Source organism: Paenibacillus sp. NRS-1781, assembly GCF_050467745.1.
Lineage (GTDB): Bacteria > Bacillota > Bacilli > Paenibacillales > Paenibacillaceae > Paenibacillus > Paenibacillus terrae_A.
Genome location: NZ_JBITPI010000007.1, coordinates 1 through 12219, shown reverse-complemented (window position 1 = coordinate 12219; position 12219 = coordinate 1). Strand labels below are relative to the sequence as shown.

Sequence of the window (12219 nt, the reverse complement as noted above, 5' to 3'; positions counted from 1 at the left end):
GCATCAAAGAACTTCCATTTCCACATCAAGTGTGGATTTTGGAAGTTCTTTGATGTCCCTCTAGTCTATTCGCCTTTCAAGGCGATAACTTCAATCTCTACCAGTGCATCCTTCGGCAGACGTGCTACCTCCACCGCACTGCGGGCCGGATACGGCTGCTCGAAGAAAGAGCTGTATACTTCATTGACGCTGACAAAGTCGTTCATATCTTTCAGGAATACGGTCGCTTTCACGACTTGGTTCAGGCTGCTTCCAGCCGCTTCTAGAATAGCTTGTACGTTGCTCAAGGACAGACGAGCCTGCTCCTGTACATCCTTACCGAACTCACCTGTTGCCGGATTCAGTCCAAGCTGTCCTGAGGTGTAAATAAAACCACCCGCCTCTACAGCTTGGCTATAGGGTCCAATAGCTCCGGGAGCTTTTTCAGTGGCAATTGTTTTTTTCATATAGCTTGAATTCTCCTTCCTGATACTGGTTCTCCGTATTATAGCACGGGAAGTCCAAAGCCACTATTTCGCATTAAGGACTGTTACGCTCTGTCCCTGAATCACCCTCACCGGGTGTCAGTTCAGCTCCGATGACCCGAATGATATCATTCGGATAAATATGTACGCCGCTCGCATGAGCGAGAGCGATTCGTACCATAGCCCGTGCGATCACCGAGGCCGGGATAGCGCGGTAGGAAGCCAGCTTGCCTGTCATCACACCATCCAGTGCCTTCATCACGACAGCCGCGGCGGCTTCGCCAAAACGACGTTCGGGCCTTGTGCCTAAAATCAGCGACGGACGGAACAAATGCAACGCAGGCAAGCCCATATCGGCAAGCGCCTCCTCAGCCTCACCCTTCGTACGGTTGTAAAACATGCGCGATTCCGGGTCCGCTCCCATCGAGGAGATGGCGAGCATCTGCACCGCACCGGCCTCTTTGCCCAACCGGGCGGTCAGAACCGGATAGTCCAGATCCACCTGACGAAACCGCTCCTTGGAGCCAGCCTTTTTCATCGTCGTCCCGAGGCAACAAAAAACATCAGCAACCCCCTCGAAGGCGGATGCCGCTTCCTGCGGCTGCTCCCAGTCGATGAATGCCTGCTCCAGCTTGGGATGCTTGATTTCCAACGGACGTCTGCCCACAACCATGACGCGGCTGTATTCCTTTTGCACCAGCAGCTCCCGTACAACATAACCTCCAACAAGCCCCGTTGCACCCACAACGACCGCTTTACGTTCCACGATAGACCTCCTTTATGCCTGTAACCTATCTGCTCCCTGCATCTGTATTATTAGGCTAATTTAAACGGCCGTTTGCCCGCCTCCTTGCTTTCAGACGGACACATGGGCAGGTACAGGAAAAATGTGCTTCCCTTGTCCTCCTCACTCTCCAAACGGATAAAACCGCCCAATAAGCGGGATAAATCACGGCTAATCGACAGCCCCAGTCCGGTTCCTCCATATTTTCGGTTAATAGAACCGTTTGCCTGCTGGAATGCCTCAAAAATAACATGCTGCTGAAGCTTGGAGATGCCGATGCCCGTATCTTTTACCGCAAATACAACCCAATCTCGCTCCTGCCCTTTTCGTTCCAGATGCTGAGTGCTGATTTCCAGCAGTACACGTCCTTCATGAGTGAACTTAAAAGCATTAGACAACAGGTTCCGCAAAATTTGCTGTACACGTTTGGGATCGGATCGAATTTCATCCGGTATATCACCATACTCCTTCAAGCTGAATTCAAGCTTCTTGTCCTTGGCGGTGACTTCAAAATGCATCATCATCAACTGCGCAATCTCGCGCACGCTGACCGGCTCACTGACGATTTCCATCCGTCCAGCCTCGACTTTAGACAAGTCCAAAATGTCATTGATCAATTGGAGCAAATCATGCCCCGAGACATAAATCAGCTCGCTGTACTGGTAAAGCTCGTCCTCATCCAGTTCTTTTCCCTGCTCGTTGATGATCTGCGCCAGATTAATAATGCTATTAAGTGGTGTACGCAGTTCATGCGACATCGTTGCCATAAAATCGGATTTATATTGGGAAGCCACCATTAACTGCTTGGCCCGTTCTTCCAAAATGATTTTCGTCTTCTGTAACTCATCGCGTTGTTCCGATAATAGCTGATTCGCCTGTATAATCTGATAATTACGCATCTGCTCCATCTGAAAATCACGTAAAATCAGCGCAAATAAAAAGCTGAGTACAATGCCGATAGGCAAAGTGAGAGGAACAACTTCCGCCACATAATAGTGCCATGGAATGACGCCCAGAAAGGCAATATTCAACGTATTTACGATATTAACCGCTAAAATGGTCACCGATGCCTTAATAATCAGACGGCAGGTGGAACGGCGCATCCAGTAGTTCAATCCGGCGCACAGCACGCCCAGAATGCTCATATTCAGAAAGCCGGCCCACGCCGCCATATTCACACCGAAGGTAAATCTCGTAAGCCCGATCGCTACCCCGATAATAATAAGCGTATAGGAGCGAGGATACACCAACGCCGCAATAATTAACGGCACAAAGCGCAGATCAAAAATAACCGTCTCGCTAAAGTTAAAGCCGAAGCAAGAGCTAACCCATCCGCCAAATACCACCAGCAGTACCGAGCTGATATATTGAAATCGCGAAGAGGTACGACTCAACCCATATTTATAAATCACGTTCGCCACATAGGCAACGGCAATCAGCATCCCCAGATTCATTAGAAACATCATTGAAAATTGCATGGACTCACACTCCCATAGCGCGAAAAATTGGATGCCAGGCCTATGCAGACCGCTTGTACTGTTCTCGTATATCATAACATGAAGCTACAGCTTTCGACATGTCTAAAGATGCGTACATCCGTATATAAAAAAGCGAACCGCAACGGCTCGCCCTGATGGATATACAGTATAGGGTCAACTCATGATGCCTTTGTTCCGGCGCCATTCATCGACAAATAATTCGGCAAAGTAAGGGTCCCACTGGCTTCCTTTTCCGTCTTCCAATATCATTACCGCTTTTTCTTTCTGCATGCCCTTCCGGTATGGGCGGTCAGACGTCATCGCATCATACGCATCCGCTACCGCAATGATCCGTCCAAATAGCGGGATATCCTCCCCGCAGAGCTGGTCTGGATATCCCTTGCCATCGTAACGCTCATGGTGCGAACGCACACCGGGTAAATAAGGGGCCATGGCATAGGCTGGCTCCACTTGGCGGAGAATGCTTTCTCCCATGACCGGGTGCATTTTAATCTGGTCAAATTCCTCGTCCGTCAGCTTGCCATCCTTGAGCAGCACGGCATCGGCTACGCCGATTTTGCCGATATCATGCAGTAATGCCGTTTTGCGCAGCAAATCGAGGTCTGTCTCATTCAAACCGCCCCGCCGTCCAATGATCACCGAGTATTCAGCCACACGCAAAGAATGTCCTGCGGTATAAGCGTCCCTGGCATCCAGTGCTGCCGCCAAGGTGGCGAAATAACTTTCCTGTAGCTGACTGTTTTTATCTTCCCGTTCCTTCAATCCCTCAACCATGATATTAAAGCCTTCAACCAGCTTTGCAAATTCGTCAGAGTACAAATCGCTAGCTTTATCGTTCAGGCGGCCTTCCCTTACTTCGTTCATCTTTTCCAGCAGATGGTGAATGGGCTGCTCAATCTCACGGGTTAACAGCCATCCTCCCAGATAAGCGAAGGCCACACCAAATAGTAAAATCGTGCCCGCCCATACCCAATAGGAGCTGGAAAGTGCCTCATCCAGATGTTCCAGCCGAATCTGCGTAGCCAGGCAAAATAAAAACAGCGGAAAAGCACCAATCAACGTTGCGCTCAGCTGAAATTTGTGCCGGAGGGATAGTAATACCCGTCCCCTAAGCGATAGGTTAATTCCATATTTCTGATAAGTCCGGTCTCTAATTTCTACCAGCAACGGACGGATCGCCCTCATCGTCAGGAAAAATTCAATCATCGCGTGCATCGAAGCAACCAGACAAGCCCCTATACAGGCAATTCCCACATAATAGAAGGGCAGGGTGAGCTGTCTGGTATGAATCATCCATATGGCCATACCAGCTGCCGGGATGGAAAAACCGAGCAAATGCGGGCCCATAATACGTAACACAGACAGATTAGGCAGACGGTGAATCCGTATATACATCGCTTCTACATCCTCGAACGTCGTCCGCTTATCCAGAAAAAAGTGACGAACTGGTCCCAGATGCATCCTAAATACCAGCGTTTCGCAAACAATCATAATAATACTGGAAAAAGCAATGATCTTCATAAGACCTAAAAATTCATAATGGGCTACATTTAACGTGGAAAATATAAAAATTGCGCCTACCAACAGAACAGCTATAAACGAACCTATAATATAGTTCAGGATAACATGCTGAATAAAACGCTTATAGATCGGCAAAATGCTACCCCTCTTTTCATCCGTACACTCACAAAATATCTTGTTTATTCAATATCGGAGTACAGTCGGCAAAAGTTAACCTTCTTGCTTGAGCAATTTGCAATATGCTGCCTTAACCAAAAAACTGGATATCGCGCACGGAAGCAATAATCATTGACTCAAAAGAATTACCTTCATTCTGTTGTTTCTGTAGTTGATTTTCGTATTGATAAAGGTGTGATCCGCTTCTCCAGTTATGTACACTATATGGAGAACGATAAGGAGTAACTTTACTTTGCCAGGCCAGCTATCATCAAAAATATAGAAATTCCTTGCATTTTAAAATCGATCTTGTTATACTATTGTAGTATGTATTAAACCCCATAGGATTCCGCGCAACAAGCTATTACTCCTAATCACCGCATGGAGCTTCTCCAAATTTTATGTATAACCCTAATGTAGAATTTTGAGCTTTTGCCGAAGATTTTCACATTCACACTGGCGCGGTCATCGGAGCCGCAAGGACGAAAGAGAGGTAGGGCTTTTGTCGTTTGGAAAATGAGCAGTGGAATCGGACTGCCCCTTATGAACATGCTGACCATATTATGCAAGGCAGCAGGGGTTGAATATATATTATGCCGTCGAACCATGAAGTTCGAGCAGGCCGTGCAGTTCACGCAAGCTGCACCCATCCTCCGGATGATCCCCGGGGGATTTTTAGCGTCCATTTATCTAGTCACCGCCGAGAGCATCTATGAACAAAAAAATGACCCTGCCGATACACCGGCAGAGCCTATAGCTTGATCAAAAAGGGGTTAATAGGGTCATTATAGTCCCCCTTTCTTAAAACTAAATGATATGCACCTTAAAAACTCATTAATTTTCCAGCTATGTGTTCTACTCTAATAATTCGTCCAGTATTCCGTGCCGCCCTGCGGCGTGGTTGATCGCCCTGTTTCCGGGCGGGTGCCCCTGTCCGTCGAAGGCCGCTCCCACCCTTCCAGCAAAACCACATGCTGAGTACTGGAGTTATTTTCCCATGTAATATAACACTCCTCTTCCATATGCCGCAAAGCGGCTGTAATCTCGTTGTCCCTCTTCCCCGTTTTGACGGTCAATTCCGTCATCGTCGGCATATGGCGATGCTGGGCAAAATAGTTATACAGAATCCGTAACAGCTTTCGTTCCAAATCAGGCAACATCGTCTTTCCTCCCACCATAAAGAACATATGTTCCTATTATAACACATAAAAATGCACCCTCCTACTGGAAGCTGCATTTTGGACTTTTACGGTCCGGTTCAAATTCAGTTTTTTTCTTTCTCCTGACGACCGACAGAACGCAGCCACCAGACGATTCCACCAACGCTTCCTAATGCCAGAACCGTCAGGAAAATAATATAGAACAGATGAAATCCACGATCACTCATAGCAATCGCCTCCTTACTATATGTATACACTTCCCAACTAATCCTGTAAACCTCTTTTTGGAACCCAGCTCTATTTTTTTCCAAACACTCCACAACAGGTATCTTCTTGAGGCAAACCAGTACATGCTAATTAAATACAAAAAGGGCTTTCGGCAAATGACCGCAAGCCCTAATTCATCTGAGGTTAAGGCTGAATTACGCCTCGTTCTTCTTGCTATATTTAACGAAAGTAATCACAATCGTCACAGCAAACAATATTCCGGTGACTACCCAAGTTGTTAAAAATGCCATGCCCGAACCAACATTAGCTCCCATCGTCGGGTGCTTCACCGCTGTAAGTACTGAACCTTGCACCATAAATATCGTACAAAATAAAACGATAGGCACCAGAAGAATTGTACTCGCCGTCCTCCGGCTACCTGATACCACAATCACGCTTAGAGCAGAAATTACCAAAATCACAAAATATATAGTTGCTTCCCAAAGCATAGAAATGCTCACCATCCGATCTTTTTTCTATCCATTCGTAAATGTCCCTTCTATTGTAACAGACGTCACACAGCGAACCAAGCCATAATTTGTACAAATTATTCTCGACTTTGACAGCGAAAAGGAGCCTGAGCAGGCGACTTACTGGAACCTTTGTGCACTACAGCCTTAACCTTGTCATGGGACACTCCCAGAGATTCCAGCGTATTCCCGGTTTTGAGGCACCATGCTTCAATATCTCTCGCAAAACCGAAATCGGTTGCTGTAACCTCCAGTTTTTGTCCTTCTTCCATAGCCTTAACGGCTTCATATACCTTGAGAATAGGACCAGGACATTGCAATCCACAGGCATCCAGCAGGGTTAGCTCTGTGCCTGATCCGTCTTTGGCTTCCTCGCCCAGTTTGCCCCCTGTAGACAGATCAGAATCAGAATCCTGTTCAGCCATAACTGAATATGTCTTGTAGCCACCATCAACGTTTCTCACCTGATATCCGTATTGGATCAGCATTCGAGCCGCAATATAGCCCCGCAAGCCAACCTGACAGGATACCGCGATCTCCAGATCACGAGGGATTTCTGACATCCGTTCTCTCAGCTCTGGCAAAGGAATATGGATAGAACCCGGAATGACTCCTGCTTGCAGCTCCACCTCATCCCTGACATCAATAATAACGCCGCCTGTGCGGTAAAAATCATCGACTTCATGCCATTGCATCGTTTGGACCAGCCCATCCATGATATTCGAAGCCACATAACCAGCCATATTGACAGGATCTTTGGCCGAAGAATACGGGGGGGCATAAGCGAGCTCGATATCAGCCAACTCACGCACCTCCAAATGTCCACGAATGGCGGTCGCAATCACATCAATCCTTTTGTCTACTCCATCGACTCCAACGGCCTGTGCCCCATATATCATTCCTGTCTCCGGGTTAAAGAGCAGCTTCATGGAAATGGGCGATGCTCCCGGATAATAACCTGCATGCGAAGCGGGATGAATATGAACAGCCTTATAGGGAACACCCAGCCGCAGCAATGTTTTTTCGTTATTGCCTGTAGATGCTGCGGTCAAGGCAAACGCCTTAATCACGGACGTTCCGAGCGCACCATCATAAGAAATGGCCTGACCGTTCATATGATCCGCCACCAAACGACCCTGCCGATTGGCTCCCCAAGCCAGCGATACCATCGTTGCAAACCCGTGATTGCGGTCTTTGACCTGAATGGCGTCGCCTACCGCATAAATGGCCGGATCACTGGTTTGCAGTTGGGCGTTTACCTGAATAGCCCCACGAAAACCAAGCTCCAATCCGCTTTGCATGGCCAGCTCATTTTCGGGAACAACACCAATCGCGAGAATAACCAAATCCGTCTGAAGCATACCCCCGGAAGCCAAACGGAGCCGTGTACCCTGATCTGTAAAAGCCGCGACCCCTTCCTTTAAACGCACCTCCACCCCGTTCAGCTTCATATGCTGTTCCACCAGTTTAGCCATTTCAGGATCTAGCGGATGAAGCAATTGTTCTCCTTGGTCAATAATCGTTACCTTAAGTCCACGCTCCCGCAGATTCTCAGCCATCTCCAGCCCAATAAATCCGCCGCCGATGACAGTGGCATGTCGCGGATGCTTTTCATCTACATATTCCTTAATCACGTCCGTGTCAGGAATATTTCTTAGCGTAAATAGATTAGTGGCTTCGTTTAATCCGGAAATATCAGGTATCATCGGTCTGGCCCCTGGCGACAAAACCACCATATCGTACGGCTGCTCTCCCATTTTCCCTGATTTCACATCACGGAAGCGAATGAGCTTCTGCTCTCGGTCTATTTCAATTACTTCGGTGAGTACCCGTACATCTATATTAAAACGATCTCGAATCCCTTGAGGTGTCTGGAGGAACAGCTTCTCCCGCGCATGGATCGTGCCGCCAATATAGTAAGGAAGACCACAGTTCGCAAAAGAAACATGCTCTCCGCGCTCAAACATTATAATCTCGTCTTCCTCGTTCCATCTACGCAATCTCGCCGCAGCAGAAGCTCCACCTGCTACCCCGCCAATAATAACTATTGTTCTGCCCATTTTTTCTCCCCCTTATATACCCTATGGGGTATAATATATACCTATAGGGGTATGTTGTCAACGTTATTTCTCCATGACATGGACGCAAAAAAGGTGGAGGTTACCCCCCACCTGATCAACCTTAACTACTGCTGGCTGGCCGCGATCGCCTGCTCCAAATCGTACAAAATATCGTCGATCGCTTCCGTCCCGACGGACAAACGCAACAGCTCTGGCTTGACTCCGGCAGCAACCTGTTCCTCCGCATTCAACTGCTGATGCGTTGTGCTAGCCGGATGAATGATCAGAGATTTGGAATCACCTACATTCGCCAGATGGGAAAATAGCTTCACATTTTCAATCAGCTTGCTTCCCGCCTGACTGCCACCCTTAATACCGAAGGTCAGGATCGCCCCTTGCCCTTTCGGCAGGTATTTTTGGGCTAATTCGTAGGATGGATGGCTTGGCAATCCGGTGTAGCTGACCCACTCCACATCCTTGTGGCTTTCGAGATATTGCGCTACCTTCAAAGCATTCTGACTATGTCTTTCCAGCCGCAGATGGAGTGTCTCCAGGCCCTGAAGCAGCAGCCATGAGTTGAACGGTGAAATAGCTGCCCCAAGATCACGCAGCAGTTGTACCCGCGCCTTGATAATATAGGCAATAGGCCCCACCGCCTCGGTGTATACAACCCCGTGATAGCTCGGGTCCGGCTCAGTCAGTCCCGGGAAACGGCCGCTTGCTTTCCAGTCAAACTTGCCACTGTCCACGATCACCCCACCGATGGACGTTCCGTGTCCGCCAATGAACTTCGTCGCCGAATGCACGACAATATCCGCTCCGTATTCGATAGGACGCAATAAGTACGGGCTTGGGAACGTGTTATCCACAATCAACGGAATACCGTATTCATGCGCAATCGCTGCCACGGCTTCCACATCCAGCACATTGCCCTGCGGATTGCCAATCGTCTCGGCATATAACGCCTTCGTTTTATCCGTAATGGCTTTACGGAAGTTCTCCGGGTCATCCGAATCCACAAAATGCACCTTAATGCCCAACTTGGGTAGCGTCGTGGAAAATAAATTATATGTACCGCCATACAGACTGGATGCCGATACAATTTCATCCCCTGCTCCGGCAATGTTCAGAATGGAAAAGGAAATGGCTGCTGCTCCTGAAGCCGTTGCCAATGCGCCAGCCCCTCCCTCCAGAGCTGCGATCCGCTGCTCAAACACATCCGTGGTTGGATTCATCAGGCGCGTATAAATGTTGCCGAACTCTTTTAGGGAAAACAAATCAGCCGCATGCTCAGCATCCCGAAATCCATACGAGGTGGTTTGGTATAACGGAACTGCGCGGGCAAAGGTAGTAGGATCAATTTGTTGTCCGGCATGGACAGCGAGAGTTTCGAATGAAAGCTTGCGATCTTCTGACATGGTTATTTCCTCCCTTGTTATACGTGCTGTAAAGCGCAATCATAAATGATTTTTTAACCATTCTCGCACAAAAAGAACGATTTGGGAAGATAATTCTCATTATTCAGGTAGGAAATTATAAATTTCCAATTTGACTCATGCTGTTTATACCACTTTGCGCAATACATCCGACACCTTCGTAGGAATGCTCTTTTTCTAACTCAACTACCTTCAGGTTTCAGAACAGATTATTTGAATTAAACTGGATTCAACGTCTGCCCAAAACCCGAGCAATATACATTACAGCAAATAGGTGAAAGAGGTTGTAAAGAGGTGTTTTCGATAGAAATCAGAAAGGATATTTCTGAGCTGTAGTCCTTTATTTAGCGTATATTCGTTTACGTTGTTCTTCCACAAGCTGAGCCCAGTTCAGGGGTAGCATATCCAGCAGGATAGAAGGCTTTAGATCGGATATGATAGGCAACGTAATTAACAGTTACATTTGAACCTAATCCGATAAATACGGTATATACTCTTTGGATAGAATCCCCCTTATTAAAAAAGGAACGCTTTTCAGCGTCCCTATATTACAATAACCGTAATTTCAAAACTTTTTACAGCCTCCTGTAGCCACGGCCTTTGGTAATGAAATCTCACCTTTCTCTGACCTGCTTCATTTGCCGTATACGTCCAAGCTCGGACACCAGATCCTCCAATTACAGTGTGATTACCAACATAATCTTCTTTCTCAAGCAAAACCACATTTTTCTCTGCAACGATTTCTTCCAACCATGTATATCCTGTAGATGCATTTTCAAGTAGGGTAATCTGGAAGGCTTCGCCTTTTTTTAGACGGAGGATTTTACCATTGTCCTTCTCTTCAATGGAAATGATCATTAAATCACCTGACTTTCTAGTGATATTTAATAACCTGATCTCCCCCCCAATGATGAAGCTCAACCCCTTCTTTAAACTCTTCACCCATTTGCTGCAATATTTTCTCCTTGGCACCGACTAAGGCGTCAACATTGTCGATTAGATCCGTTGCGCTATATGCTTCGAAAAAGAAATGTTCAGCTTGGGCTTGAATACGATAATCATAAGGTAAGTAGCCAAATCCATTATCTCCCCAACGAGTTCCCCAAGAATTTTTAAATTTAAACAGTTGAGTTTCATCATCGAAGCCTACAATACATATGGCATGTCCACCTATAAATTCACTACTTCCGGGTAAAGGTATTTTACCTGTAGCCGCTACGTTTGAGTCCATCCAATTTTTGTATACCGATGTCCCGACTACAAAAGGGCCGTTCACAACTAAGCTTCTCTGCATTGCTTTTATCGTATCCAGATTTGCATATGCTTTTATTTTATATTTTGCTGCATTTGTATCTGCTCCAGCTTGGGGACTACCAGGATTACAGGCTTCATACTTCCAAAAGCTTTCCTCACATACTCCCTGTTTTTTTAGTATATCCATGGCTACCCTAATAGATGTCCCGTCTCCATCAGGAGTACATCGAGGTGTATTATCTGGGGCTGAATCTGCTGCTTTTGCCTTCTCGTAGAGGTATCTGGGTGAGAGTCCGACATATTTATCTCTCTCTTGCCACTCTTTCATACCTACAGCGCAGGAGAATCCAACGCACGTTCCTTCGTGTCCCTGATCTCTTACAGGAGTTATTCCTTTAACTTCAAATTTTGAAGGAATAATAAAAGGCGGCAAAATAGAAGACACGTTAGAAAATGTAAAAAATTAATCACAAGGAGACTATAACAATGCCCATTAAATACGGTGTGCTAAAAGCAATTCTAAAGAATTTAAATTAGGAAAAGATGACCCGCATCTAGAAGTGCTCATGGAAGTATCGCATAGCAAAGAAAAGTTCAGATTAGCCATTAATATCCAATCACAAGCTTGGCCGTCAGAAGTTCTTTATTTGATTGGCGAAAATTTTAATTCCTCGCAAATTACCCATCTGCAAGGTATGGCAGAAGGCTTCACTGGAATCAATAAAAACAATCGGGAGATTGCCTTGGATTATGTCAGGGGCCGTCTGTTTGATCCTAAACAAATGACACCACTCCCAAATATTAAACCTGGTCCCGACAACGATTTGTACGAAAAGTTAACAAACTATGTTCAAAAAGCCATTGATGAAGAAGCTGTTATATATGCTTATGGAGAACGATTTGGCCCTGAACATAAGGAGGATGAATACTTTCATTTCAAACCCGGAAATGGAGTTCACGATATTCATATGAACCAAGGTAACTCAGGAAATCCCAAATGGGAAAAAGATAATGGAGTTTGGCAAGACGGGGGATTGCTAATTCAGTTTAAAGACCGTTGGGTCGCATTATTCTTGGCTTTTCAATCTCAGTCATGGTGTACTAACGATGATACAGGTTATACACTTAAACACGTCTGTTGATTAACC

At 46.4% G+C, this 12219-nt stretch carries 12 protein-coding genes and 1 pseudogene; 2 read left to right on the top strand and 11 right to left on the bottom strand.

The window, feature by feature from the left end:
• Window positions 1–65: 65 nt before the first annotated feature.
• The 4 genes from ACIFO6_RS02260 to ACIFO6_RS02245 all read right to left on the bottom strand — a co-directional run bounded on the left by ACIFO6_RS02260 (window position 66) and on the right by ACIFO6_RS02245 (window position 4403).
• A complete protein-coding gene (locus ACIFO6_RS02260) occupies window positions 66–446 on the bottom strand; it encodes a RidA family protein (RefSeq protein WP_014279543.1) in 381 nt (126 codons plus the stop codon).
• 73 nt (window positions 447–519) lie between these two features.
• Window positions 520–1230, bottom strand: a complete 711-nt coding sequence (locus tag ACIFO6_RS02255) for an NAD(P)H-binding protein (protein ID WP_430037643.1) — start codon at window positions 1228–1230, stop codon at window positions 520–522.
• Between the two features lie 50 nt (window positions 1231–1280).
• Window positions 1281–2726, bottom strand: coding sequence for an ATP-binding protein (locus ACIFO6_RS02250; protein WP_430037640.1), 1446 nt, complete (start codon window positions 2724–2726; stop codon window positions 1281–1283).
• Between the two features lie 174 nt (window positions 2727–2900).
• Complete coding sequence (locus ACIFO6_RS02245; RefSeq protein ID WP_430037637.1) at window positions 2901–4403, bottom strand: HD-GYP domain-containing protein; 1503 nt, start codon at window positions 4401–4403, stop codon at window positions 2901–2903.
• Between the two features lie 537 nt (window positions 4404–4940).
• Here ACIFO6_RS02245 and ACIFO6_RS02240 point away from each other — a divergent pair.
• Window positions 4941–5186 (top strand): hypothetical protein, encoded by a 246-nt coding sequence (locus ACIFO6_RS02240; protein ID WP_430037634.1) that lies wholly within the window; start codon window positions 4941–4943, stop codon window positions 5184–5186.
• Window positions 5187–5284: 98 nt separating this feature from the next.
• On the opposite strand, the gene ACIFO6_RS02235 is transcribed toward ACIFO6_RS02240, so the two are convergent.
• From ACIFO6_RS02235 to ACIFO6_RS02205, 7 genes are all read right to left on the bottom strand, one after another.
• Window positions 5285–5584: a hypothetical protein gene (locus tag ACIFO6_RS02235; RefSeq protein WP_430037631.1), complete on the bottom strand. Its 300-nt coding sequence runs from the start codon at window positions 5582–5584 to the stop codon at window positions 5285–5287.
• 104 nt (window positions 5585–5688) lie between these two features.
• Entirely contained in the window at window positions 5689–5811 is a 123-nt protein-coding gene (locus ACIFO6_RS02230) for a hypothetical protein (protein ID WP_262384859.1), read from the bottom strand.
• 195 nt (window positions 5812–6006) lie between these two features.
• Complete coding sequence (locus ACIFO6_RS02225) at window positions 6007–6315, bottom strand: hypothetical protein (protein WP_430037628.1); 309 nt, start codon at window positions 6313–6315, stop codon at window positions 6007–6009.
• Window positions 6316–6398: 83 nt separating this feature from the next.
• Window positions 6399–8381, bottom strand: coding sequence for an FAD-dependent oxidoreductase (locus ACIFO6_RS02220; protein ID WP_430037625.1), 1983 nt, complete (start codon window positions 8379–8381; stop codon window positions 6399–6401).
• A 125-nt stretch (window positions 8382–8506) separates the two neighbouring features.
• Window positions 8507–9799, bottom strand: coding sequence for a homocysteine synthase (locus tag ACIFO6_RS02215; RefSeq protein WP_014279530.1), 1293 nt, complete (start codon window positions 9797–9799; stop codon window positions 8507–8509).
• A gap of 561 nt (window positions 9800–10360) precedes the next feature.
• Entirely contained in the window at window positions 10361–10675 is a 315-nt protein-coding gene (locus ACIFO6_RS02210; protein WP_430037621.1) for a protease inhibitor I42 family protein, read from the bottom strand.
• A 16-nt stretch (window positions 10676–10691) separates the two neighbouring features.
• Complete coding sequence (locus ACIFO6_RS02205; protein WP_430037618.1) at window positions 10692–11516, bottom strand: C1 family peptidase; 825 nt, start codon at window positions 11514–11516, stop codon at window positions 10692–10694.
• 41 nt (window positions 11517–11557) lie between these two features.
• Between ACIFO6_RS02205 and ACIFO6_RS02200 the strand changes: the two are divergent.
• Window positions 11558–12213 (top strand): annotated as a pseudogene (locus tag ACIFO6_RS02200) (DUF2278 family protein).
• Window positions 12214–12219: the final 6 nt, after the last annotated feature.

Excerpts from the sequence above, each read along its gene's own strand:
- ACIFO6_RS02225 (WP_430037628.1), bottom strand. The coding sequence starts at position 6,315 with ATGGTGAGCATTTCTATGCTTTGGGAAGCAACTATATATTTTGTGATT.
- ACIFO6_RS02215 (WP_014279530.1), bottom strand. The coding sequence starts at position 9,799 with ATGTCAGAAGATCGCAAGCTTTCATTCGAAACTCTCGCTGTCCATGCC.
- ACIFO6_RS02235 (WP_430037631.1), bottom strand. The coding sequence starts at position 5,584 with ATGTTGCCTGATTTGGAACGAAAGCTGTTACGGATTCTGTATAACTAT.
- ACIFO6_RS02240 (WP_430037634.1), top strand. The coding sequence starts at position 4,941 with ATGAGCAGTGGAATCGGACTGCCCCTTATGAACATGCTGACCATATTA.
- ACIFO6_RS02230 (WP_262384859.1), bottom strand. The coding sequence starts at position 5,811 with ATGAGTGATCGTGGATTTCATCTGTTCTATATTATTTTCCTGACGGTT.
- ACIFO6_RS02260 (WP_014279543.1), bottom strand. The coding sequence starts at position 446 with ATGAAAAAAACAATTGCCACTGAAAAAGCTCCCGGAGCTATTGGACCC.
- ACIFO6_RS02210 (WP_430037621.1), bottom strand. The coding sequence starts at position 10,675 with ATGATCATTTCCATTGAAGAGAAGGACAATGGTAAAATCCTCCGTCTA.
- ACIFO6_RS02250 (WP_430037640.1), bottom strand. The coding sequence starts at position 2,726 with ATGCAATTTTCAATGATGTTTCTAATGAATCTGGGGATGCTGATTGCC.
- ACIFO6_RS02220 (WP_430037625.1), bottom strand. The coding sequence starts at position 8,381 with ATGGGCAGAACAATAGTTATTATTGGCGGGGTAGCAGGTGGAGCTTCT.